24 protein-coding genes are annotated in these 22,173 nt (G+C 60.9%); 13 read left to right on the top strand and 11 right to left on the bottom strand.

Translation table 11 applies throughout. The annotated features are described in order from the left end of the window. Positions 1-142 precede the first annotated feature (142 nt). Positions 143-484 (top strand): hypothetical protein, encoded by a 342-nt coding sequence (locus tag KBZ22_RS11825; RefSeq protein ID WP_255022114.1) that lies wholly within the window; start codon positions 143-145, stop codon positions 482-484. A 24-nt stretch (positions 485-508) separates the two neighbouring features. Here KBZ22_RS11825 and KBZ22_RS11820 read toward each other — a convergent pair whose 3' ends face one another. Then, positions 509-886: a hypothetical protein gene (locus KBZ22_RS11820; protein WP_255022113.1), complete on the bottom strand. Its 378-nt coding sequence runs from the start codon at positions 884-886 to the stop codon at positions 509-511. 36 nt (positions 887-922) lie between these two features. Between KBZ22_RS11820 and KBZ22_RS11815 the strand changes: the two genes are divergently transcribed. Beyond that, positions 923-2,053: an AAA family ATPase gene (locus KBZ22_RS11815; RefSeq protein WP_255022112.1), complete on the top strand. Its 1,131-nt coding sequence runs from the start codon at positions 923-925 to the stop codon at positions 2,051-2,053. 117 nt (positions 2,054-2,170) lie between these two features. Next, positions 2,171-2,893, top strand: coding sequence for a hypothetical protein (locus KBZ22_RS11810; protein ID WP_255022111.1), 723 nt, complete (start codon positions 2,171-2,173; stop codon positions 2,891-2,893). 123 nt (positions 2,894-3,016) lie between these two features. Here KBZ22_RS11810 and KBZ22_RS11805 read toward each other — a convergent pair whose 3' ends face one another. The 4 genes from KBZ22_RS11805 to KBZ22_RS11790 are packed head-to-tail and all read right to left on the bottom strand — an operon-like array spanning position 3,017 to position 6,631. Next, complete coding sequence (locus KBZ22_RS11805; protein WP_255022110.1) at positions 3,017-4,015, bottom strand: lysylphosphatidylglycerol synthase domain-containing protein; 999 nt, start codon at positions 4,013-4,015, stop codon at positions 3,017-3,019. Positions 4,016-4,048: 33 nt separating this feature from the next. Next, positions 4,049-5,320 carry a nickel pincer cofactor biosynthesis protein LarC gene (gene larC / locus KBZ22_RS11800; RefSeq protein WP_255022109.1) on the bottom strand — a complete coding sequence of 424 codons (1,272 nt, stop codon included), beginning with the start codon at positions 5,318-5,320 and terminating at the stop codon, positions 4,049-4,051. Beyond that, entirely contained in the window at positions 5,265-5,909 is a 645-nt protein-coding gene (locus KBZ22_RS11795) for a hypothetical protein (protein ID WP_255022108.1), read from the bottom strand. Before KBZ22_RS11795 ends, larC begins: the two co-directional genes overlap by 56 nt. Beyond that, positions 5,906-6,631: a hypothetical protein gene (locus KBZ22_RS11790; RefSeq protein ID WP_255022107.1), complete on the bottom strand. Its 726-nt coding sequence runs from the start codon at positions 6,629-6,631 to the stop codon at positions 5,906-5,908. Before KBZ22_RS11790 ends, KBZ22_RS11795 begins: the two co-directional genes overlap by 4 nt. A 72-nt stretch (positions 6,632-6,703) precedes the next feature. On the opposite strand from KBZ22_RS11790, the gene KBZ22_RS11785 reads away from it, so the two are divergent. Further along, positions 6,704-7,543, top strand: a complete 840-nt coding sequence (locus tag KBZ22_RS11785; protein ID WP_255022106.1) for a tetratricopeptide repeat protein — start codon at positions 6,704-6,706, stop codon at positions 7,541-7,543. Here KBZ22_RS11785 and KBZ22_RS11780 read toward each other — a convergent pair. Beyond that, the gene (locus KBZ22_RS11780) at positions 7,473-7,886 is read right to left on the bottom strand and encodes a hypothetical protein (RefSeq protein ID WP_255022105.1); all 414 of its coding nucleotides are present in this window, start codon (positions 7,884-7,886) and stop codon (positions 7,473-7,475) included. The genes KBZ22_RS11785 and KBZ22_RS11780 overlap by 71 nt on opposite strands. 196 nt (positions 7,887-8,082) lie before the next feature. Here KBZ22_RS11780 and KBZ22_RS11775 point away from each other — a divergent pair, with 196 nt between their 5' ends. Continuing rightward, entirely contained in the window at positions 8,083-8,631 is a 549-nt protein-coding gene (locus tag KBZ22_RS11775; protein ID WP_255022104.1) for a GIY-YIG nuclease family protein, read from the top strand. A 43-nt stretch (positions 8,632-8,674) separates the two neighbouring features. On the opposite strand, the gene KBZ22_RS11770 is transcribed toward KBZ22_RS11775, so the two are convergent. After that, on the bottom strand, positions 8,675-8,854 hold the full coding sequence (locus tag KBZ22_RS11770) for a hypothetical protein (RefSeq protein WP_255022103.1): 180 nt from the start codon (positions 8,852-8,854) through the stop codon (positions 8,675-8,677). Positions 8,855-8,953: 99 nt separating this feature from the next. Here KBZ22_RS11770 and KBZ22_RS11765 point away from each other — a divergent pair, with 99 nt between their 5' ends. Then, the gene (locus KBZ22_RS11765) at positions 8,954-10,021 is read left to right on the top strand and encodes a type I restriction endonuclease (protein WP_255022102.1); all 1,068 of its coding nucleotides are present in this window, start codon (positions 8,954-8,956) and stop codon (positions 10,019-10,021) included. 355 nt (positions 10,022-10,376) lie between these two features. Here the strand turns inward: KBZ22_RS11765 and KBZ22_RS11760 are convergent, their stop codons facing one another. Continuing rightward, positions 10,377-10,532, bottom strand: a complete 156-nt coding sequence (locus KBZ22_RS11760; RefSeq protein WP_255022101.1) for a hypothetical protein — start codon at positions 10,530-10,532, stop codon at positions 10,377-10,379. A 170-nt stretch (positions 10,533-10,702) separates the two neighbouring features. Between KBZ22_RS11760 and KBZ22_RS11755 the strand changes: the two genes are divergently transcribed. Beyond that, on the top strand, positions 10,703-11,368 hold the full coding sequence (locus tag KBZ22_RS11755) for a hypothetical protein (RefSeq protein WP_255022100.1): 666 nt from the start codon (positions 10,703-10,705) through the stop codon (positions 11,366-11,368). A 1,081-nt stretch (positions 11,369-12,449) separates the two neighbouring features. Then, positions 12,450-12,842, top strand: coding sequence for a hypothetical protein (locus tag KBZ22_RS11750; protein ID WP_255022099.1), 393 nt, complete (start codon positions 12,450-12,452; stop codon positions 12,840-12,842). A gap of 40 nt (positions 12,843-12,882) precedes the next feature. Here KBZ22_RS11750 and KBZ22_RS11745 read toward each other — a convergent pair whose 3' ends face one another. After that, entirely contained in the window at positions 12,883-13,446 is a 564-nt protein-coding gene (locus tag KBZ22_RS11745; RefSeq protein WP_255022098.1) for a hypothetical protein, read from the bottom strand. Positions 13,447-14,060: 614 nt separating this feature from the next. Beyond that, positions 14,061-14,414, bottom strand: a complete 354-nt coding sequence (locus KBZ22_RS11740) for a thermonuclease family protein (protein WP_255022097.1) — start codon at positions 14,412-14,414, stop codon at positions 14,061-14,063. A 95-nt stretch (positions 14,415-14,509) separates the two neighbouring features. Here KBZ22_RS11740 and KBZ22_RS11735 point away from each other — a divergent pair, with 95 nt between their 5' ends. From KBZ22_RS11735 to xth, 3 genes are all read left to right on the top strand, one after another. Then, positions 14,510-15,199, top strand: coding sequence for a hypothetical protein (locus KBZ22_RS11735; protein WP_255022096.1), 690 nt, complete (start codon positions 14,510-14,512; stop codon positions 15,197-15,199). 375 nt (positions 15,200-15,574) lie between these two features. Continuing rightward, the gene (locus KBZ22_RS11730; protein WP_255022095.1) at positions 15,575-16,936 is read left to right on the top strand and encodes a DUF4041 domain-containing protein; all 1,362 of its coding nucleotides are present in this window, start codon (positions 15,575-15,577) and stop codon (positions 16,934-16,936) included. 286 nt (positions 16,937-17,222) lie between these two features. Next, the gene (gene xth / locus KBZ22_RS11725; protein ID WP_255022094.1) at positions 17,223-18,041 is read left to right on the top strand and encodes an exodeoxyribonuclease III; all 819 of its coding nucleotides are present in this window, start codon (positions 17,223-17,225) and stop codon (positions 18,039-18,041) included. Between the two features lie 6 nt (positions 18,042-18,047). Here xth and KBZ22_RS11720 read toward each other — a convergent pair whose 3' ends face one another. Continuing rightward, positions 18,048-19,529, bottom strand: coding sequence for an FAD-linked oxidase C-terminal domain-containing protein (locus KBZ22_RS11720; protein WP_255022093.1), 1,482 nt, complete (start codon positions 19,527-19,529; stop codon positions 18,048-18,050). Between the two features lie 177 nt (positions 19,530-19,706). Here KBZ22_RS11720 and hemL point away from each other — a divergent pair, with 177 nt between their 5' ends. Together hemL and KBZ22_RS11710 are read left to right on the top strand one after the other, a co-directional pair. After that, positions 19,707-20,945, top strand: coding sequence for a glutamate-1-semialdehyde 2,1-aminomutase (gene hemL, locus KBZ22_RS11715; protein ID WP_255022117.1), 1,239 nt, complete (start codon positions 19,707-19,709; stop codon positions 20,943-20,945). Then, positions 20,942-22,168, top strand: a complete 1,227-nt coding sequence (locus KBZ22_RS11710; RefSeq protein WP_255022092.1) for an ABC transporter substrate-binding protein — start codon at positions 20,942-20,944, stop codon at positions 22,166-22,168. Before hemL ends, KBZ22_RS11710 begins: the two co-directional genes overlap by 4 nt. Positions 22,169-22,173 lie beyond the last annotated feature (5 nt).

Genomic DNA, 22,173 nt, shown 5'->3' with positions numbered 1-22,173 from the left:
CTGGCATCAACCAGAAGAGGTCTGGATCAACAAGCCAATAGACGAGACCAATCCGATCCTGGAGCTACCTTTGATTGAGGCCGCCTGAATGGCAGCCGAGGAGTGACACCTTTCCTGAAAGTCACCGGGCCAGATTTGGTTGATGAGCGGACATAGCAGCTTCACGCTGGAAGAGCAGAGCCCGTTCCGTAATCGCATCTCGGTGTCAAACGTGCACAGCCCGGCCGGAGCGGGGAACGGCAGCCATGCTGCTTACAGCAAGGTGAAGCTCAATGGCCATGGCCAGGCCACCGTCACCCTGTATGCCCGACCCAACTTTGGTGCCTCGATCAGCGGCATGGGCGTGTCCGGCGAGGTGCTCAACAAGCTCGGCTGCCAGAACAGCGGTTCCCTCACCTGGTGCCGCGTGGGCTATCCGAACCAAGCCCCTAGTGAACTGTGGGTACCAAGCAACTCGCTGACCTTCCTGGGGGATGGGGAGTAGCCGTCGAGGCGAAGGTCTGGCCCCTCAGGACCGCCACAGCTTGGCCAGCAGCCTGTGCAGCAACTCCGCCACCAGCCCGCGGGGCAGCAGGGCCAGAGGCAAAAACCACACCACCTGGAAGAAGAACAGGGGCAGGTAGGCGGTGCAGGCCAGCAGCACCAACACGCCAGCACCAAGTAGGTCGCTGGCGATCAGGGCTCTCCAACTGCGGTGCCGCATCTGCCACACCGCCAGGGCCACGCTGGGAAGCCAGCCCGCAAGCAGCAGCATCTGCCCCACCTGAACCGGCGTCAGCCCGAGCCCGACCTGGCCCGACGCACGACTGGCCAGCAGCACGATCCAGGCCAGACCAAGACCCAGCTGCAACAACAGCCAGCGAAGGGATCGACGTCGATGATCCATCGCTCCATGCTGATGCCACCCTCGATGCCCTGCAGCGTGGCCCCATCCGCCAACGGAGAAGCCCTGAGTCATCTGGGCGTCGCGGGCTACCGCTCCCTGCAGCAGCTGATGCTGCCCCTCGGCCCCCTCACACTCGTGTGCGGTGCCAACGGTTGCGGCAAGAGCAACCTCTACAGAGCACTGGGGCTGGTCGCCGCCGCCGCCCGGGGTGATCTGGTAGCCACCCTGGCCGCCGAAGGGGGATTGCCTGCGGTGTTCTGGGCTGGTCCGGAGCGGGGCAGCCAGGGGGCCAGGCTGCGGCTCGGCTTTGCGAGAGAGACGTTGTCGTATGCCATCGAACTCGGCTACGGGGTGGAGGATCAGACCAGCGCCTTCCTTCTAGATCCAGAGATCAAACGGGAATGGATCTGGGCCGGCGGCCCCTTTCATCCGCGCAGCCTGCTGGTGCAGCGCAACGGCGCCGTGGTGGAGCGCTGCGGCAACAGCCAAACTCCCCTGGCCCTGGAGGTGTCGCCCCACGAGAGCCTGTTCACGGCTGTCTCCGATCCGCTCGAGGCGCCGGAGGTCTTTCAGCTGCGGCGCACGATCCTGAGCTGGCGCTTCTACGACAGCTTTCGCACCGATCGCCAGGCGCCGGCCCGGCTATCGCGCCTCGCCACCCGCACGCCATCGTTGGCGGCCGATGGCGGCGATCTGGCTGCTGCGGTGCAGACGATTTTCGAAATCGGGGATGGCGAGGGCCTGCAGGCTGCCATCGGCGAGGCCTTTCCGGGTTCCCGGCTCACGGTGGACATCAGCCAGCCCAGTTTTCGCCTGCAGCTCCACCAGCCAGGGCTGCTTCGCCCCCTGGAGGCAGCCGAACTCTCCGATGGCACGCTGCGCTATCTGCTGCTGGCGGCAGCACTATTTAGCCCGCGGCTGCCACCGCTGATGGTGCTGAACGAACCCGAAAACAGCCTCCACCCCGATCTGCTGGCACCCCTGGCGCGGATGATCCATCCGGTGGCCCAACGCACCCAGGTGTGGGTGATCGCCCACGCCGAGACCCTGATCTCTGCCCTGGAACACACCGACGGTTGTCGGTTGCTGCGGTTGAAACGGGATCAGGGAGCAACCGTGTTACCCGACCAATCGGCGCTGGATCGGGCTGCCTGGCGCTGGCCCTGATCGCTCACGACGACCAGAAAAACCACACACAATTTCTGGCTGAAAACGCTATCGATAGCCAATGTTTACAAGGGGAATAAAAGCCCTCCTATACTTAAATAGACAACCAACTCTGCAATGTCTTTTAAACGCAAGTTTGGCCTGCTTGGCGCCCTCTTAATCACCAGCACGGCCTTAGCAGTTCCCTCCCAAGCCGAAACCGTAGCAAGAGCCAATGGCCGTTGCCAGCTGAAAGAGAATGGCTACCAAGCCTATAACGGCTACTGCACGGTGAAGCAAAAGCAAAATGGAGGAACCAGCATTTTTGTTGTCGACCTGGAGAACGGAAATCGGTTCCGGTTCTCCGGACCGAACCGTCAACAACTGCATGTAGAAACTCCTTCAGGAATTGAACAGAATGTGCTGTTTGAAGACCAGGGCAGCATGGGGCGATTCACCTGGAACGACGGCCGATTAACCCGTCAACTAGCGGTGAAAACAGACACAGTCACCAACCCAAATGCCCAGTTTGACGATCACCACAGCACCTCCACTGGAGCCACATTGGCTGGGGCTGCCGTGGGTGCCTTGATTGGAGCCCTGCTCTCTGGTGGCAAGCACAGCAACGGATCCACAGGGGCCGAGGGCCAGCCCGTGCCAGAGCTTCAGAATCTGGTGGGAGGTGATCCTGGATATGTCGAGAGCCGTATGACCTCTTCGGGATACACCTACATCCAGTCGAGCCCAAGGGAAAACGGAATGGACTCTTTTTGGAAGCGCGGGGGAAGCTGTGTGGACGTGCGCAGCATCCTGAATCGCTACCAGTCCTTCACCTACGCCAACCCGTCGCGCTGTCGTTGAGCAAATCACAGGGTGCAGAATTAAAGTTCTGCACCCCTGAAAGTCACAGGCAAGTTCAATCTCACATCACGGAAGTTTGCTCCAGCAATCTGGCACTCGGCAAGCGGAACTGGCATCAGCCCCCTACTCAGAGTCCCAAGCCTGCCGCTGCCCATCCAGCCTGGCCGTAAGCGCCGCCAGCAGATCGGCGATGGTCACCACCAGCCGGTAGCTGATTGCGATCGCCAGCAGCGGCGCCTCGGGAATGGCGAAGCCGAGGCGCAGCAGCAGCACCGACTCGAACACGCCCAGGCCGCCGGGGGCGCCGGGCACCACCAGGCCAGCGGTCCAGGCCAGGGCAAAGCCCGCCAGCCAGCCGCTCCAGCTGAGGCTGTAGGAAAGGTCGAAGGCCTGCACGCAGCAGGCGAAGCCGCCAAAGCGCAGCAGCACAAATGCAAACTGCACCAGCAGCGGCGGCCAGGGATAGGAGCGAATCGGCGCAGTGGCGGCCGCCTCGATGTCCATAGCCAGCGCCGAGACCTTGCGGCGCTCCAGGCGACTGAGCAGGGGGTTGAGCAAACGGGGCCAGAGCAAGACCAAGGGCACCAACCCCAACAAGGCCAGGCCCTGTTGCCAGCCGCCCGCAGACATCAGGGCCAGGGCCGCCACCGCCGCCACCAAGGGGTCCAGCAGCACCGCCACCAGGGCCAGAGCGCCCGGGGCCGGGGCGGCCAAGGGGGCCTCAGGGCTGCGCAACAGCTGCACGCGACTGCTGAGGTGCCAGATGCCACCGGGCAGGAATTTGCGCAGGTTGGTATCGAGGTAGGCCCGCACCAGTTCGCCCCAGCGGGGGCGCAGCCCGAGCCAGCGCAACACCACGCCGAAGGCCAGGCCGTTGGCCACCAGGCTCAGCAAACTCACCCCCACCCCCAGCAGCAACCACAGCCAGCCTTGGCGATCGAGACTGAGCTGCAGCAGCTGGCGCCCGTGGCCCACTAGGGCCGCCAGCAGAAATCCAAAACTCAGCAAGCTGATCCACAGCTTCAGGCCGCCGGGCAGGGGCGGCAAGCCCTCCCACCAGGAGGCCAAACGAATCAGCCCGCGGCGGCAGCGCTGGAGCAGGGCGTGGGCAAAAGGCGGCATGCTTTGGGGCTGGTTGGCTTAGGGCTGGCTGGGCTAGGGCTGGATCGGCAGAGTGGCATCGGGCAGGGCCTCGAGGGCCTGCTGCACAACCAAGCGCACCTGATCGATCCCCAGTGTGTGCTGGCGCGCAAGAGCTGCCAGGTCGTCGTGTTCCGGCTTAGTGCGCCAACGACCATCGGGCAGCTGGGCCTGCTTGAGCCGCACCGGCCCCAGGGGCGTGGCCAGCTGCCGGCTGCGGCGCGGCAGCACCCAGCGGGTTTGGGGGTGTTCGCGCAACCCCAGGGTGCTGCTGTGCTGCCACCACACCCGGCGCAAGCTCTCAGCCTGCTCGGGGGCGACAAGGGCCGTAAGCAGCTGGGCGGTGCGCCCTTTCTTCATGGCAATCGCCTGGCTGAACACATCCAGGGCCCCGGCCTGGCGCAGTTCCTCAGCCAGGAAAGCCAGATCCTCCGCCGTGGCGTCATCGATCTGGGCCTGCTGCACCAGCACGGTTTCGAGCTGGGCAGGATCGGAGCCGCCGCAATCGGTCAGGGTGAGTCGCAGCAGGTTGGGGCGATCCAGGCTGCGGGAGCCCAGCCCCACGCCCACCCGCTTAGGCACGTGGGTGGGTGCATGGCCAAAGCGCGTCGCCCAGCAGGCCGCTAATGCCAGACCGGTGGGGGTGGTGAGTTCGCCGGGGGGGAAGCCCTCGGCTGAGGCCAGGGGAATCGCCCGCAAGCGGGCCAGCTCCCATACGGCAGGCGCCGGCAGGGGCAGGGTGCCGTGGGCCGTGGCCACCAGGCCATGACCCGCCGGCGGCGGGCTGCACACCAGCTGCTCCACCCCGAAGTGCAGCAGCCCGGCGCACACCCCCACCACATCAACCAGAGCATCAAGGGCGCCCACCTCGTGGAAGTGCACCTGCTCGGGGCTGTGGCCGTGCACCGCCGCCTCCGCCGCCGCCAGCAGGCCAAACACCTCCAGCACCCGCTGCCGCAAAGGCTCGGGCCAAGGGGCCGCTTGCAACTGGCCGCGCAGATCGCCCCAGCGCCGATGGGAAGGCTGGGGCTCCAGGCTCAGCACCTCCAAATGCAGACCGCGCAGGCCGCCGCTGCGGCGCTCTTCCAGCTCCAAGCGGTAGGTCCCGGCTAGGCCGAGAGCGGCCAGGGGGCCATCGATCTCCGCCTGCGGTAGCCCCAGATCCAGCAGGGCTGCCAAAAGCATGTTGCCGGCTAAGCCCGTGGGCGCATCCAGCAGCGCCAGCACCGCCTCAGGCCTCCCCAGCCAGGGGGCGTCCCAGCCTTGGCGCCAGGGCCAGCAGGGCATCGGCCTCCGCCTGCAGTTGCTGCTCGCTGGCGCGCAGCTGGGCCTCTACCTCGCGGCGGGCCCGGCGCTGTTCCCGCTGGGCGGTGTCAACGTCTTGGCCGGAGAGGCCCCAGAGCCGCCCCAGCAGGGCCCGGTCGTCGTTGCCGCCCACGCTCTGGCCGTAGATGAGTTGCTCGGCCACCATGCCCGCCTGCAATACCCGGCTCCAGCGCCGCAGCTCCTCGGCCGGCAACTTGGCATGGGCCGGCGGCTCCAGTTCGGTGCTGCCGCTGGTGTTGAGGCCGGCCCGCAAGCAGGCCAGGGAACCCACCAGCACCTGGCGCACCGCCATCTCCTCCTGACGCGCCACCAACAGGTGACCCGCCTCATGAATCGCAATCCGCCGCAGGCGGGCGCGGCCACCGGGCAGGGCTTCGGCCAGCACATTGCCGCCGCGGCCACCGAAGCGGGCCGCATCCAAGGTGAGGCCACCCAATCCCAGGCCCGCTATCAGGGTCACAATCCAAGGCGAAAGGCCCAGGGCGGGGCCAAGAATCGCCGCCAGGCTGATCAAGCCCACGGCCAGGCCAGCCGCCAGGGGTTGGGTCATGGCCGGCGCGGGCCGCCCTGACCAGCCGCCGCCGGCCGTGCCTTGCCGCCCTTACCGCCCTTGCTAGCGGCACCATCGCGTCGACCCTTACCGCCACGGTTACCCCGCTGGGCCACCGGACCGATCACTTCAAAGCTCTCCAACTGCAGCTGCTGAGCCTGACGGCGCAGGTTGAGCGCCACGAAGTGGCGCAAATGCTCGAGGGGCAAATCACCCTTCAGCTGCAGCTTGAAGGGCACGGGGCGGCTGCCATCCGGGCGAGGCATCACCCGCACCTTCACCACCAGATCGCCGGTTTCAGGGCGGGTGTAAATCAATTCACCGCGCACCGAGAAGTAGTCGTCGCCCTCGGGCAATGCGTCTTGAGGGCTATCGGCAGCAGGACTCTCGGTAGCAGGGGATTCAGCAGCAGGAGATTCAGCTTCCTCGCCCGCAGCCAGGGTGCTGGGCTCCCACACACCCACCATCTGCAGGTGCAACCCCTCCTCCTCCCTCGAGCGGGGGTAAACCACCCAGAGATGGGGCTCTTCGAGGTTGAGGTGGCGGCGCATCAAAGTGAGCAGCCGGCCCAGCACCACGGCCTCCAGCTCGGTGCCATCAGCCGTGCGGATCACCCCCCGGGTGAGCTGCTCAGCATCGGTGGGCACATAAACACCGCGCACCACGCCAATGGCCCGGTATTGCGTGGGTTCGGTTACCGGAGAAATCGGGTGTTGGCGCATGGGCTGAACTTTAAGTGCCCCAGGGCAAAGGCACAAAGGGCAGACTGGCAGCCCATCGCTGGCCGCTTGCAAATGCCCGCCGCTCCCAACCGTTCCGGGATCTGGACTGGGCTCGCCATTGCGGGGGCAGGAGCGCTGTGCATCGCCGCTGGCTGGTGGCTGGGACAGCTACAGGCCGGTTCGGCTGGATCCGATCCCTCCCGCACGGCCCTGGAGCGTCAGGCCTCCTCCCTGCAGCAGCGGCTCAACCAGGGCGAGGCCAGCCAGGCCGAACAGCAGCGGCTGCTGGAGCTACTGGTTGCTCTAGATCGCAAAGCGGAGGCCACAGCGCTGCTGGAGCGCCTAGCCGACCAGCAACCCCAGCAGTGGTCGCTGCGGCTGCTGCTGGCCGAGCTGCGCCGCGACCAGCAGGACCGCAGCGGCGCTGAGCGGGAGGTGCGCCAACTGCTCAACCTGCGGCCCGACCAGATCGAGGGCCTGCAGCTGATGGCCCTGCTGCAACTGGAAATGGGGCGTGGAGACCAGGCCCAGAGCCAGCTGGAGGCGGCGCTGCAGAGGGCTAGCAAACCCCAGCTGAAACCGGAGGCCCTGCCGATCGGCCTGCTGCTTGCCAACCTGCTGCAGAAGCGAGGTCAGGCGGGCCAGGCCGAGTCCGTGCTGCTCAAATTGGCCGCAGAATTCCCCACCGACCAACGCCCCCTGCTGGCGCGGGCGATGCTGCAGCAGGAGCGCGGCGATATCAAAGGGGCCCAGGAGTCGCTGGCGTTAGCGCGCTCCCGTAAACCTGGCCCAAGCGACCCGCGCCTGGATCAGGTTGCCGCCGCCTGGGGATTGGCGCCGCTCAGGGACCCTTCACCGTTGCCGCCGGGGAAGCCGACGCCGGCGCTGCAGTCGGAGAGTGGAAATCCCTGAGGGCCGCGTCCACCGCATCGCCAGGGTTGGTGGCGTTATCCATGGAGGTGGCCTTGCGCAGCTTGTTCATCAAGTCGATTGGGTTGGCGGAATCGAGCGCCGAACCACCTTTATTGGTTCCGGTGCCGTAATCGAGCTCCCGCTCCTGCTGGGGGCTGCTGATCGTTTGGCCGTAGCCCTTTTCCTGGGCCCTGGCCGCTCCAACTCCGGCTACAGAAGCAACTCCAACTACCGAAGCAACAGCCGCGGCCAAAGCAAGCGTTGCGCCGAAGTAGCCCAGGGCCTTGCTTCCAAGTGCACTGGCAGAGCGGGTGCTGGACAGCGGCGAAATATCAGCGGCCATGGGTTATGCACTCCGATGCTCTCCGAGTCCCATCCTAGGTGCGTTCAAAACGAAGCATGCAAGAGGTGACAATCAAATCCATCCCGCTTGCCTTGCCTGCACTGGGGGAGGAGGGGAGCTGAACAACTACATCGTCTACTGGAAGTCCTTTGCCGAAACTGAGAAGGGGACGGTCTGGCTCTGGTGCAGCCCGGAGATGACTGACCACGCCGGACTCCGCCATGACGAGTTCATCCCTCTACGTTCACGGGGCTATCGCACAGCCCTCCTCATTGCCCGTGGCATCAAGTGGACCGTTACCTGGGAAGACGGCACCAGCCACACCTTCAAGGCCAGTCCACAGGTCACCAAGACAGTGATGGCCGAGATCGCTCAGCGATGGAATTGGCCCCCAGTCACCCTGCAACGGGACAAGGGCAGGCCGTTTGATCTGGCCTCCCTGGTGGAGGAGAGCCACAGCCACGTCTACCTAGTGCGGCTGCTGACGTTCGATCCAACCGCTGACGGGCGGGCGTACTACAAGATCGGCAAAGCCGTCTCCATCCCCAAGCGGATCAAGCAGTTCGGCCCATGTGAGCTGGTCGCTGAAGCCAGGTTGTCCAGCGAGAAGGAGAGCCTCACTGCTGAGGCCCAGCTGCATCAGCAGTTCGCCCCATGGCGCAAACCGGAAACGGAAATCTTCTGCTTCACCGCAGTCCAGCTGGAAGTGGTGAAGGCTGCAATGGGAGTCGTCAGCGAGTCCTAAAACAACGGCAGGCTGGGCTTTCGATTTCTTCCCCTTCGTTCAGCTACGCCCGCAGCAGCTTGCGGCGGTCCTGTCCATCCAGAAGCTCTGCAGGTATTGCCGACAGACTTCCGGTGGGGTGCTGGGCCTTGGCTATGTCCTGGGCATGTGCAGCCTCGAGGGCTTGCACCATCTCGATGCCGAAGCCGCCATAGTCAGACAAGATCACGGCGAACTGGGGCACGTATCGAAAGGACTACTGCTAAGGGGTTTCTAGTAATAACAGCCGCTATTTGGCCGATGGTGGGTTAGAGGTAGGACAAGCGCCCTTATTTCGGTAGCAATGGATCTGATCGACCACCTCCAGGTACTCGCTGCCAGGGCACAGCAAATCGAGGACAGCCTGACTAACGAGGAGGCCACCAAGATGGCTCTGATAGCCCCATTCATCCAGGCGCTCGGATACGACATCTTCAACCCCACAGAGGTGAAGCCAGAGTTCAGCGCCGACCTGCCTGGCATCAAGCAGGGCGAGCGGGTGGACTATGCCGTCCTTGAGGACGGGCATCCCAAGATCTTGGTCGAGGCCAAGCCGTATCGCACCGACCTCAAGAGTGCCGAGAAGGGCCAGCTCTCCCGCTACTTCCAAGTCACCCGTGCCCGCATCGGCATCCTGAGCAACGGCAGGCAGTTCCTGTTCTTCTCAGACCTCGACCGTCAGAACCTGATGGACGAGAAGCCCTTTGCTGAGATCGACCTAACCGATTTGAAGTCGGCCCCGCTGGAGCACATCAAGCAGCTCTCCAAGTCGATGTTCGACCTGGACACCCTGCTCTCCACTGCAGAGCGCCTGAAATACCTGCGGGGCGTCAAAGAGGAGATCAAGGCCGAGTTCAATGACCCGAGCGAATGGTTCGTCCGCGAGATGGCCAGGAGGGTTCACACCGCCGAGCGAGTGACAGGCCAGCTGCTGGAGAAGTTCAAGCCGGTGGTCTTCGACGCGATCAAGTCGGTAATCAACGACCGAATCAACGACCGCCTCAGCTCAGCGATGACAGAAGAAGCGACTCCCGCAACAGCAGACGCTGAGGACATCTTGGAGGCTGCAGCCGAGGAAGACGGAATCGTGTTCACCGAAGAGGAGCGTGAAGGTCTCTACATCGTCCGCGCCATCTGCTCAAGCGCGATTGACGCCAGCCGCCTAGTTGAGAAGGACACAATGACCTACTGCAACGTTCTCATCGACGGCAACAACAGGAAGTCGATCCTGCGGATGCACTTCAACGGAGGCACCAAGCGGGTGGAGATCTTCGATGAAGCCGAACCCAAGTTTGTTCAGATTGAGAAAATGTCAGACATCTACCAGCAAAGCGAGCGTATCAGGGCTGCGCTGAAAGCCAAGCTGGGGTGAGGTTTTGCCCTGGCTTACCCGTTAGCCACGAACTGCTAATGCCGGGTGGCGACCAGGGCCACCTCCACCAGGTGCCCGCAGCACCCCCTGGAGCTTGGGGCCGCGGCAAAGTGCCTGGCCGTTGAGTATCGCCCTTGACAATCTCCCGGCGCTGCTTAAATGCTGGCGGGGTCTACGCCATTGGCCCGCAAGTCATCGTTGAACTGAGCAAAGACAGTGCAATACGGCGGGCGACCCATTTCATTTGCGCTAACAGGGTTGGCGCTTGCCTCCTGCATTTCCATGGTGATCTCACACTGACGATCGAGCCATTTATGCAGCTCAGCAGGGCTAGTCGACCAGGTGAGGTTTAGAGCTAGTAACCTTCTTCGATCTGAACCAGCACCTGATTGAGTTCGGCCATCGCGCTGACCTGAGCACTCAACCAGTTGTTGCAGCCGAAGGATTCCGGTAAGAGGTGGTAATTTGCTGGGTCGAAATTGTCGTTGACGTGGCTACGCTCGCTGATCACAACATCGAGCAATAAAGCCCATTGTTAGGCACGAAAATCCACGCATTGATTCCTTAGCGGCGCATGACCAACCCTGATTCAGGGTAAGCTGGCCCCCCTCGGCCAAGGTTTGGAAGACATAGGCACTTGCAACCCATTTCTCCATCTGGAAGTGGATTGGACTTGGGCTGGTGAGCCTCGTGGACTGGGGGGCGGGTGGGGCAGGAAAGCGAGGCTCTACGCTTGATTGGCAAGAGGGCAGACCCTACTTCCATTTATTGAAAGCCATGTTCATCTTGGGTTGCATTGTTGGAGGGATTATTGCCTGGTACATAAATGAATCACGTTTTAAAAAGCGTGCACTGGATTACTGGGATACTCCTCAGGGTAAAAGCAGGATGAGCAAGAAGGATCTTGCCGAGGTGTCTAATATTGGCCAAAGTCACTTCGCAGCCCTTAAATGGGTTCAATATCCATCAGCAGGATTTCTACCGTTTGAGTTGCTTCTTTTCCAGTGGCTACACGACCGAGACAAGATCGAGGAATTCAAGAAAATAGATAATTTGGCATACAAGAGCCTGCACTGGCGTGTCGTTTCCTACATGTCAATGCTCGAGATAAACAAGACAGAAAGCCTTCAGGACAATAGCATCCTGCAAGAAATTAAAAGCACTTCAAATCTAGAGGTTGCAATGATGAGGTGGTGGACGTCTAAGTGGCACGTGAGCTTTCAGGAGGTTATCGAAAAACTGGGAGGCTACCAAGACTTTGGTGAATATATAGAAAGCTCTGATTACCCAGAAGCGATAAAGGAAATGATTTTCAATACATTCATGGCTGCGATCAAGAATAAATGACTAAATCAAAACTGTATCCGCCGATCAGCCCTCCAAGCCAGATAGTTGCGCGATCAGATTCCCGCGTCGGCAGCCTCTCAAATCAGAAGAGCCACGCTAAGTTCTTACAGGGTACTCCGAATATCGCAAATGTTCTTCGTTGCAAAAGTGAAGGCTCTAGCTTGAATTCTTGCAAGATTAATGGAGCACCTCTAGCATCATCTGCAAGGCATAAGGTGGTGACACAATTACCTCCAACTTGATGTACGCGTCACCAAAGGCGATGCCAAAGCTGTAATCAGCAACGGGACCCTACGCCCGCATTGCAGGTTTGTCGCCTCTGAAAACGACCATGCGCAGGCCATGCTCTTACTCCGACCAGGCGACTCCCGGGCCCGGAATATCAGCGGATCAGGAACGCTTTGCTGGTGGGCCAGTAAGCCGTCACCGGCCCCGTCATCATCGGTTCAGCTGCGTCTGGCACCCCTCACCAATCGAGCTGTAACCAGAACCACGCGGCCTCGACAGCAGCGTTATGAGTCAACTGTTCGAGGATTTCGAACACTGCTATTAGGTATCAATCTTATATTTTGGTGGAGTTCAGCGGGCTCTCTTTTCGCGTCTCGGCTCTTCTGCCACTCCCCATGTACGGCGCCCCCATCGACTGAGTATTACTGCGTTCCTGCATGGCCGCAAGGTTCGCGGAGCGGGGTGCAGCTGCACGGCAAGGCATCGTCACGCTCGCAACAGCGCCCAGGCTTTGTGTAATCTCTAATCTCCTCCATCATGCTGAGTAATTCTATTTGTCAAGAATTCATTGCTTTTGTCAGTAGTTCGTGCTCTGCGTTGTGGGGGTGCTAACTGGACTTGGAGTCTCGCCTGATTCGCATCTATGTCCTGTCGAAATAGTTTTATGCTTTATAGTCGCCCTTGCTTCGAGAAGCTGGCAAATAGCCTTTCTCTTTTCGTGTTTGCCTCCCTTTGCTTGGGGCGGGCAGCATATGCGAATCCCCTGCTACCGCAGAGCTTGCCGCTTCCCCCGGGCTCAGTTTATGCCGACTGCGTTGTAGCGATTGGACGCGAGAGATGTGCGGCTATTGCCATGTCGAGGAGTCTCTGCAAGGCAAGAATCGAGGAGAGCAGAGGAATTAAAAGGAAAATCAGCCGAGCCTCTAATGATTATCTTGATACTCTTGCGGCTATGAATATAAGGGAAAATGACCTTCTTAACGCAAATTTTGCTTATAGTGGAATTGTCACCGAGCTCGCCGCGAACATTATGTATGAGGTCTGCCCATCGGTGCTGAAATCGGAAAGCGGAGACAGGCCTATTCTTGTAGCAAACCTGGAAACCATGACATTTGGAGTCTATAGGGAAGCTATTTTGCGCTTCTTGCTTGTAAGATCAAGCGCGGATGCTGATTGCAAAAATAAAGTACCTTACGATAAGTGTATGCGTTCAAGGCAAGAGTTTTATTTTGATGCTTTCCGCTGATAATCCCGCTGAAATAGCTAGGTACTTGATCTTGTCTTGCTTAAGTAATTAGCGCCATTTGGCGCCATCGATAAGCAAGGCTACCCGCTAAGCCGAGGACAGAACTGGTTAACACTAGGGGAACCCGTATCCCACCTAGCGTGATGGCGGTAAAGTTCCCAATTGCAATCAGTCCTGATCCTGCAGCGAACAGTGACCCGCAGATCAAGAGCATTTGGGCCCTCCCCTTCCAACTGTTTTTGTAGTCGGGGAGCATCAGGGCGTTCCAGATTCCGTAGGCACCCAGGCAACAAATCGCATAGCCAAGTACTGAGACAAGAGCAATCCAGCCAGTAGCAAGGCACTGCTGTAGGCCCTGGATCCCAACAGGCAACCAAGCAGCATTCAGGCAAATTGAGGTCGCGATCGTGATGCGGGCCATTTGCTTCTTCTTTCTCTCATGTCGATGCAATAGCCAACTGAGATCAGGATCGCTGCAGTACCCACCAGGCCCCACAACGGCTTCGCGCCCATCTGCATGTCGATAAATATGCTCGTAGCTCCATTCCTCATCTTCGTAGTCGATGAATTGGATGATTTGCCAGTCGCCGATCCTGATGCACATGTTTTTTTGGCAGCGTCAAAAATCAATCTATTCCCCGAAGCGTATATAAAGAAGGCTCAGTAGATGAGTCAATGATTTTGACTGCTACTCGGATACCTTGTGCGCGCTTTGAACGTTGTATTCAGTGCTCGGGCAAGTGCTGTTATTTCCCAGTGGTGGCTCTCCTTCTGGGCAGCCAGGATTTACAGTGGCTCTGGAAAGCCCCTCAAGCCGCAATACTCCTGCCCAGGAAAATAGGCCCATTCCGCCACATTTCCAGCCCTTGCCTGCAACGCGCGGATCATGCCCTCTGCCGCCCCCTCCCAAGCGCCTGGGATAGAGGCACTGAACTTCGCTGCAGTTGCCTCCGCCTACATAGGCCCATCCAACAGGGCATTGGTTGCCTTCAGCGATGTCGGCTCCTTGCTGAATGATGGTTCGCTGAGGGGATGTGGCCTCGCCGGTCATTGTTTTGACGCACCCGGCGTAATCCTTCGCCTCTATGCAGAGCTTGTGAATCTTCGGATCAACCTGCGCCATGACTGGTGCAGCCAAAAGGATTGAAAAAGCAGTGGCTAGTTGAAGGTGACGCATACAGGTGATGTGAAGGAAGGCGGTCATGTCGAATCCGGGGATCAGTTACTCCGCTGCTGCTTCCTGAAATCCCAAGGCTTCAGCTTGTTACCCCATCGCCAGACGCCTTGCCGGTAACGCTCGGCCTGAGCTTCGGCATCAAGGTAAGCGTTGGCGTCACAGCCGCCTAGGTAGTCCCGGTATGCGTAGGCCAGGCCCATGCGGACCAGTTCAAGGTTGACGTTGCGGCCACCGGCATAGACCTCAGCAACGGTGCGTCCGTACTTGTCGATGGTCTGGGGGCGTAGTTCAAGGGAGGCGTTTGATAGGAGCTGCTTGAGCATCTGGGTGGCTTCGGTGCCGCTTTGGCCTTGGGCGGTTTCTGGGGCATCAATGCAGACCAGGCGAACGGTCATCTTCTGAGCTTTGGCAGTGGTACGCGAATGGTGTCGCCATCACCAACGGAAACTAGGGAGTAGGGTCCTCGGCAATGTGTAATTAATTTACTGCTGTGTCATCCCGTGATAGCAAAGCCGCTCTAGTCTCTGAAGCTCTCAGAAGGGTTAAGCATCTGGACTGGCCTGACTGCATCACAGTAAGTACAGCCAAGAGAGCAATGCATCGAATAGTTCTGGTGATTCTTTTCGTCATTAGTCTTGCGCTTCCCACGATTGCTTCAAGCACGAACTGGGATGGAAAGATTTCTGCTTTTCAATGTGATCAGAATCCTAATATCGAGATGACACTTGGAGAGGGGCAGCAAATTAAGGAGGAGAAACTGCGCCTTCTCTGCTCATGTATTTGGGATGACAAGATCAACGTTGGAGGGTGGGAGAGGGAGGCTCTGGCCCAGATAGGATCTGGAAAAGATCCTGGCTTTGTCAAGAGCCAGGGAGCCATGGGGAGGCTCTATAAGGCAGTAAAAGCATGCTCTCCTGGTACCTACGTACAGGTTGCAAAGCCTGGATATGTCGTAGCTCCAGAGAATGAACAAATGAAATCAAATTGGTTCCCTGCGATTCTTGGCCTTGTCACAGGTGGTCCATTCGGCTTCTTTGTTGCTCCACTAATCCTGGTGCTTGTGGGGAGCAACTATGTCTTGTGGACCATAATTGGCGTTTTTGCAGGCCCACTCCTCTGGAAGATATTTAGCATGCTTTTCTTTTTTGTTATATACTTGTTCTCTAAGCCGAAAGAGTAGCCTTTCCTCCATGCACACACAAATAGATAACGCTTTTGCAAATCAGAGGGCGAATAGAGCAGAGGTCAGGAGTGCTCATTTCAAGGAATAGCCAAGCGGCGTTCAGCCAGCCTGCCACGAAATAGCCAGCAGCCATGCCAGGCGAAAGGCCCTCGTGGATGCCCCTGGACCCAGCGCCAGTCACTGCTGCACAGCATCGGCTGTGGCTGCTACCTGGGCCTGAACGCCCCTGGGTGCTGGCCACGGCTTGGTGCGGGGAGTGTGATGAAGCACGAACAAAGTACCGACTAGCGTCCACTCCCGTAACGGAATCCAGCAGTTGCGCTCAGATGCGTCCTGCTGCGGATAGCTGTAGGGGACCACGACAACTAACTAATGGCTCTGCTACTGCTGCTAGTGGCGATAGCTGCCATCGCCTGGGGGATCGGCCAGGCAAAAGCTGTGAAGGCAGCACAGGGTCAGCTCCAGGAGTTTTCCAGGCGGTACAAGCCCGCAATGGACATCGACCGGCATGTCCGACTGGGGGAGGAGCGTGTCCAGAAGCTACTGGACCAGGAGCAGCAGCTCAGGGCTGAAATCGAATCTGCCAAGCAGGGGCTGACCCGCATCAACGAGGAGCTGGAGCTGGCCAGTGATGCGGCCTTCCTGGTGGAGGTCGGCTACTACGAGCCGCGCTACGACTTTGAGGACCTGCCCAGCTACGAGGCTGAGCTACAGCGGATCAGGGAAAAGCAGAAGGCCATGCTCCGTGAGGACGGAACTGGTGACAACAGGAGAGCCGCCGCTTTTGCTACCCAATCCCTGTCCTTTAACGGCTCAGCAACCCAAGGGCGGGCAGCCCAGAAGAAGACCCTCAAGCTGATCCTGCGAGCGTTCAACGGTGAGAGTGACTCCTTCGTGGCCCGGGTCAGCTACCGGAACGTCGAAGCCATGGAGAAGCGCATCCGCTCCGCCTTTGAGGCGATCAATGCGATCACCCAGAAATACGACTTCTGCGAGCTGAACCCTCGCTACCTGGAGCTGCGCCTTCAGGAGCTGCAGCTGGTTTACGAGTGGGAGGAAGCCAAGCAAAAAGAAAAGGAGGAACAGGCCCGAATTCGTGAGCAGATGAGAGAGGAAGAAAAAGCTGTGCGGGAAGCCGAGAAGGCGCAGCAGCAAGCCGACAAAGAGGAAGCTAAGTACCAGGAGCTACTCCAGAAAGCCGAACAAGAGGTCCAACAGGCCAGCGAGAAGGACAAGGCCAAGCTCAATGCCAAGATCGAAGAATTACAGCGTCGAATCGCTGAAGTAGAGGACAAGAAGCGAGCTATCAGCCAAGCGATGCTCACAAAGACGGGGCACGTCTATATCATTAGCAATGTCGGGAGCTTTGGCGAGAACGTCTACAAGATCGGCATGACCCGGCGACTAGAGCCGATGGATCGCGTCAAGGAGCTGGGGGATGCCTCAGTGCCGTTCCCCTTCGACGTCCACGCCATGATCCGCACGAGCGATGCACCTGCCCTAGAGAACGCACTGCACAAGCACTTCGACATTCGGCGCCTGAATCTGGAGAATCAACGCAAGGAGTTCTTCCATGTTTCCATTGACGAAATCAGACAGGAGTTGGATGCGCTGAAGGACAGGCTGGGAATCGAGTCAGAACTGAGGCTCACGCTGCTGGCCGATGCCAAGGAGTACCGAATGAGCCAGGCCAAGCGGAAGCACCTAGAAGCGAGCTGGCAAACGAGCAACTGATTGGGACCACGATTTGCGTTGAAGGCCTTCGCTGCTCCCTTTGCATCACCAGCTGAGGCAGCGCTCCCCACGCAAGGCCTCTTGCTGCCTGGTTTCATAGCGAAGCTTCCCGGCCAACCTACGGGTTTCTTTTGAGGCCCACCCTTGCAAGGGGCGTGCTTCGATTTGCTCTGTCATGGGGCCTTTCTGGTTTGGTCAGCTTTTGGGCTGAATCTGGCCTCAAACACAGCGGCCATACGGGCAACTTTTTGGCGAGCACCACCAGAACCCCAGTCATACCAACGCTATGAAGATCGCCACCTGGAACGTCAACTCGGTGCGCACCCGCCTCGAGCAGGTGCTGGCCTGGCTGCAACAGGAACGCCCCGATGTGCTGTGCCTGCAGGAAACCAAGGTGACCGATGAGCTGTTTCCGAGTGAAGCCTTTGAGGCCCTGGGCTATGCGGTGGCCATCAGCGGCCAGAAGGCCTACAACGGCGTCGCCATCCTCAGCCTGCTACCCCTGGAGGACGTGCAGATCGGCTTTGAGGCCCTACTGCCCGCCGAGCAAGAAGCCGCCGGTCTCAGCGAGCAGAAACGGGTGATCAGCGCCCTGATCGACGGCATCCGGGTGCTGAATCTCTACGTGCCCAACGGCAGCTCGCTCAAGAGCGAAAAGTACGCCTACAAGCTTGAGTGGCTGGCCTGCCTGCGGCGCTACCTGGAGGAGCAGGAGAGCCACGGAGATCCCCTCTGCATGGTGGGCGACTTCAACATCGGCCCCGAGGCCCGCGACATCCACGATCCGGAGCGACTCAGCGGCGGCATCATGGCCAGCGCAGCGGAGCGCTCAGCCCTGCAGCAGCTGCTGGGCGAGCGGCTTACAGATGTGTTTCGGGTATTTGAGCCAGAGGCCGGGCACTGGAGCTGGTGGGACTACCGCACCGGCGCCTGGGACCGAGACCGGGGCTGGCGTATCGACCACATCTACCTCTGCGAACAACTGCTCGCCTGCGCCACCGGCTGCGTGATCCACAAGGCCACCCGCGGCAATGAGCAGCCCAGCGACCACGCCCCGGTGGTGGTGAATCTGGTGTGGCCGCCTGAAACCGACTACTGGAACTAAGCCCGGTTAAAACACCACCGCTTCATCGGGCAGCGCCTGGCCCTGGGCCTGCAGCACCGCCACCCTGCGGGCCGATTCGCCGCAACTACTGGGGGTGGGGAAGATCTTGCCGGGATTAGCAAGATTCAGCGGATCGAAGGCCCGGCGCACCAGCTGCATCGTGGACAGGTCATCGGGGCCGTACATCCAGTCGAGGTAGCAGCGCTTATCGCTACCCACGCCGTGCTCGCCGCTGATGCTGCCCCCCTCATCCACACACAGCCGCAGAATGTCGGCGGCCAGGGCCTTCACCCGCTCCTCGATGCCGGGCTCCTGGGCCGAGTAAAGGATCAAGGGGTGCAGGTTGCCGTCACCGGCATGAAAAACATTGGCCACCGGCAAGCCGTAGCTGGCGCTGAGCTGCTCAATCGCCGCCAGCACCCGGGGCAGGGCACTGCGGGGCACAACGCCGTCCTGGAGGTAGTAGCTGGGGAAGCGGCGACCCAAGGCTGATACGGCCGATTTGCGCCCTTTCCACAGCAGGGCGCGCTCCTGGGCATCGGTGGCCTGGCGCATGGTGCGGGCGCCCGCCTGGGAGCAGAGCTGGGTGGCGAGCTGCACCGCTGCGGCCACCTCCCCCTCCTGACCATCCAGCTCGATCAACAGCAGTGCCGCCGCATCGCGGGGGTATTCATCAACGCCGAAGTAGTCGTTCACCGCCTCGATCGTGAGGCGATCCATCATTTCCATGCCAGCAGGCAGCAAGCCGGCGGCAGTCACCAGACGCACCGCCTCGCCGGCCGCTTCCATGCTGGTGAAGTCAGCTAGCAGCACGGCCACGCTCTGGGGCGCCCGTAGCAGCCTCAGGGTGATCGCCGTAGCGATACCCAAGGTGCCCTCACTGCCGATAAAAGCGCCCCGTAAATCGAGTTCAGGGGTTTCGTCGAGCTCGCTGCCCAGGCAGGTGACGCTGCCATCTGGCAGCACCACCTCCAGGCCCAGCACGTGGTTGCTGGTCACGCCGTATTTGAGGCAGTGCACACCACCGGAATTTTCGGCCACGTTGCCGCCGATGCTGCAGGCCACCTGGCTGGAGGGATCTGGGGCGTAATAAAAGCCATCGCCGGCCACCGCCCGCGTCACCCAGCTGTTGATCACACCAGGCTGCACCGTGATGCGCTGGTTTTCCAGGTCTATGGCCAGCACCTGGCGCATGCGACTGGTGGCGATCACCAGGGACTCGAGCTCGGCTACGGCGCCGCCGGAGAGGCCCGTGCCACTACCCCGGGCCACAAACGGCACCCCCTGCTGATGGCAGAGCTTTACCGCTGCAGCCACCTGGGCCGTCGTCTCAGGCAGCACCACTAGGGGCGGCTGGTGCCGGCTCAGGGTGAGGCCATCGCAGTCGTAGGCCAGCAGCTCCTGGCGCGCCGACACCACGGCACGGGGTGGCAGGAACTGGCGTAACTGCCGCTCCATCTCTGGCCAATTGATGCCCAGATGACCCATCGCAAGAGGCTCAATTTACCGAGCAAGCACCAGGGGTCTGTTTTGGGTCAGGATGGTTGACGGTTTTGTCCCTCTGCGGGTTCCGCTTTGACCTCGGCTGCCACCTCCGCTCCGGCCTCGGGTTCTGCCCACAACACCAGCCGCTCCCAGGAGCTCTTCAATGCTGCCCAGAGCTTGATGCCAGGTGGCGTCAGCTCGCCGGTGCGGGCGTTTAAATCGGTCGGCGGCCAGCCGATCGTCTTCGATCGGGTCAAGGGCTCCTACGCCTGGGACGTAGACGGCAACCGCTACATCGACTACATCGGCAGCTGGGGGCCGGCCATCTGCGGCCATGCCCACCCCGAGGTGATCGCCGCCCTGCACGAAGCTCTCGACAAGGGAACCAGCTTCGGCGCCCCCTGCGCCCTGGAAAACACCCTCGCCGAGATGGTGATCGCCGCGGTGCCATCGGTGGAGATGGTGCGCTTCGTCAACAGCGGCACCGAGGCCTGCATGTCGGTGCTACGCCTGATGCGCGCCTTCACCGGCCGCGAAAAGATCATCAAGTTCGAGGGCTGTTATCACGGCCATGCCGACATGTTTTTGGTGAAGGCCGGCTCCGGGGTGGCCACCCTGGGCTTGCCCGATTCCCCTGGCGTGCCGCGCAGCACCGCCGCCAGCACCCTCACCGCCCCCTACAACGACCTGGAAGCTGTAAAGCAGCTCTTCGCCGAGAACCCCGGTGAAATCGCCGGCTTGATTCTTGAGCCTGTGGTGGGCAATGCGGGCTTCATCACCCCCGAGCCTGGCTTCCTCGAGGGCATCCGCGAGCTCACCAAGGAGAACGGCGCCCTGCTGGTATTCGACGAGGTGATGACCGGCTTCCGCATCAGCTACGGCGGCGCCCAGGCCAAATTCGGCGTCACCCCCGACCTCACCACCATGGGCAAAGTGATCGGTGGCGGCCTGCCCGTGGGGGCCTACGGCGGCAGAGCCGACATCATGGCGATGGTGGCCCCAGCCGGCCCCATGTATCAAGCCGGCACCCTCAGTGGCAATCCCCTGGCGATGACCGCCGGCATCAAGACCCTGCAACTGCTGCAGCAGCCCGGCACCTACGAGCGCCTAGAGGAAATCACCAAGCGGTTGGTCGCCGGCATCCTTGATGCTGCCCGCAGCGCCGGTCTGCCTATCTGCGGCGGCTCGATCAGCGCCATGTTTGGTTTCTTCCTCTGCGATGGCCCGGTGCGCAACTTCGAGGATGCCAAGGCGGCTGACACCGTGCGTTTCGGCAAACTGCATCGCACCATGCTCGAGCGCGGCGTCTACCTGGCCCCAAGCGCCTTCGAGGCGGGCTTCACTTCCCTGGCCCACTCAGACGCTGACATCGATGCCACCATCGCGGCCTTCCGCGAGTGCTTCGCAGCGGTGGCTTGACCCCGGCTCCCATGCAGCGTCGTCTTGCCTCCAGCCTGGCCGCCTTGCTCTCTGCTGCTGCTGCACTCAGCGCCTGCCAGGGCTCAGAGGATCAGGGTCCAGTCAATCTGAGCAAGGGCGTTCCCGTTGGGGCCGTATTGGCACTCACCGGCAATGCCAACGTCTACGGCCAAGACCAGAAAATCGGCATCGAGCTCTCCCTGGCAGCCCTCAATGGCGCCGGCGGCGTTAACGGCAAACCGCTATCCCTAAGCATCGAAGACGGGGGCAGCGCGGAGCCCAGTGCCAACGCTGCCGTCTCCTTGCAGATCAACCGGGGCATACTTGCCCTGATCGGCCCCACCCTCTCCCAGCAATCATTTTCTGCCGGTCCGATCGCCCAGCGCCGGGGCGTGCCCTTGGTGGCTCCTTCTAGTACCGCTACCGGCATTCCGGAGATCGGCTATTTCATTAGCCGGGTATCAGCCCAAAGCTCGGTGATCGCGCCGCTCTCGATTGCCAAGGCCCTGCAACTCAACCCGGGCATCCGCCGGGCAGCGGTTTTTTACGCCCAAGACGACGCATACAGCACCGCAGAGACGGTGATCTTCCAGCAGGCCCTCACAGCCAAGGGACTCAAGCCAGTCACGGTGCAACGCACCCAGCTCAACGACCAGGACTTCCAGAGCCAGATCACCGCCGCCCTAAATCAGAAGCCTGATCTGGTGGTGCTGTCGCTGCAGGCGATGGATGGCGGCAACCTCATACGCCAGCTGCGGGAGCTCGGCTACCGCGGCGCGATCGTGGTGGGCAATGGTATGAACACGCCAAACATCTACCCGATCTGCCAGAAATATTGCGACGGCATCTTGATCGCCCAGGCCTACAGCCCGGAGCTGCAGACGCCAGCCAACCAACGCTTTACCGCAGCCTTCGCTGCCGCCCAGGCCCGCAATCCCAAGGTCAGCCCGATCCCACCCCAGCTCACCGCCCAGGCGTACACAGCCATGCAGGTGATCGGCGAAGCTCTCGCCCGCCTCGATCGCAGGCAACCGCTCAAGGGCCTCCCGCTAGCCCAGGCCCGCAAGGCCCTGATGGCTGAAATCCTCGGCGGCACCTACCAAACCCCCCTCGGTGAAATCCGCTTCACGCCGGAGGGCGAGGTGATTCAGAAAAACTTCTTTGTCGCCCAGGTGCGCATGAATGCTGGGGGCAAAAGCGGACGCTTTAGCCTGCTGCCTTAGGGAAG

Origin of the sequence: Cyanobium sp. L1E-Cus (assembly GCF_024345755.1) — a bacterium.
Classification (GTDB): Bacteria; Cyanobacteriota; Cyanobacteriia; order PCC-6307; family Cyanobiaceae; genus Cyanobium_A; species Cyanobium_A usitatum.
Note: the sequence above shows the minus strand (reverse complement) of the source record. Positions and strands in the feature narration are given on the sequence as shown.

Bases quoted from the DNA above. Each gene is read 5' to 3' on its own strand.
- KBZ22_RS11805 (WP_255022110.1), bottom strand. From the start codon at position 4,015: ATGCCGCCTTTTGCCCACGCCCTGCTCCAGCGCTGCCGCCGCGGGCTG.
- xth (WP_255022094.1), top strand. From the start codon at position 17,223: ATGAAGATCGCCACCTGGAACGTCAACTCGGTGCGCACCCGCCTCGAG.
- KBZ22_RS11820 (WP_255022113.1), bottom strand. From the start codon at position 886: ATGGATCATCGACGTCGATCCCTTCGCTGGCTGTTGTTGCAGCTGGGT.
- KBZ22_RS11790 (WP_255022107.1), bottom strand. From the start codon at position 6,631: ATGCGCCAACACCCGATTTCTCCGGTAACCGAACCCACGCAATACCGG.
- hemL (WP_255022117.1), top strand. From the start codon at position 19,707: ATGCCAGGTGGCGTCAGCTCGCCGGTGCGGGCGTTTAAATCGGTCGGC.
- KBZ22_RS11720 (WP_255022093.1), bottom strand. From the start codon at position 19,529: ATGGGTCATCTGGGCATCAATTGGCCAGAGATGGAGCGGCAGTTACGC.
- KBZ22_RS11745 (WP_255022098.1), bottom strand. From the start codon at position 13,446: ATGTGCATCAGGATCGGCGACTGGCAAATCATCCAATTCATCGACTAC.
- KBZ22_RS11750 (WP_255022099.1), top strand. From the start codon at position 12,450: ATGTCGAGGAGTCTCTGCAAGGCAAGAATCGAGGAGAGCAGAGGAATT.
- KBZ22_RS11825 (WP_255022114.1), top strand. From the start codon at position 143: ATGAGCGGACATAGCAGCTTCACGCTGGAAGAGCAGAGCCCGTTCCGT.
- KBZ22_RS11765 (WP_255022102.1), top strand. From the start codon at position 8,954: ATGGATCTGATCGACCACCTCCAGGTACTCGCTGCCAGGGCACAGCAA.
- KBZ22_RS11785 (WP_255022106.1), top strand. From the start codon at position 6,704: ATGCCCGCCGCTCCCAACCGTTCCGGGATCTGGACTGGGCTCGCCATT.
- KBZ22_RS11795 (WP_255022108.1), bottom strand. From the start codon at position 5,909: ATGACCCAACCCCTGGCGGCTGGCCTGGCCGTGGGCTTGATCAGCCTG.
- KBZ22_RS11775 (WP_255022104.1), top strand. From the start codon at position 8,083: ATGACTGACCACGCCGGACTCCGCCATGACGAGTTCATCCCTCTACGT.
- KBZ22_RS11810 (WP_255022111.1), top strand. From the start codon at position 2,171: ATGTCTTTTAAACGCAAGTTTGGCCTGCTTGGCGCCCTCTTAATCACC.
- KBZ22_RS11780 (WP_255022105.1), bottom strand. From the start codon at position 7,886: ATGGCCGCTGATATTTCGCCGCTGTCCAGCACCCGCTCTGCCAGTGCA.
- KBZ22_RS11730 (WP_255022095.1), top strand. From the start codon at position 15,575: ATGGCTCTGCTACTGCTGCTAGTGGCGATAGCTGCCATCGCCTGGGGG.
- KBZ22_RS11740 (WP_255022097.1), bottom strand. From the start codon at position 14,414: ATGACCGTTCGCCTGGTCTGCATTGATGCCCCAGAAACCGCCCAAGGC.
- larC (WP_255022109.1), bottom strand. From the start codon at position 5,320: ATGCCCTGCTGGCCCTGGCGCCAAGGCTGGGACGCCCCCTGGCTGGGG.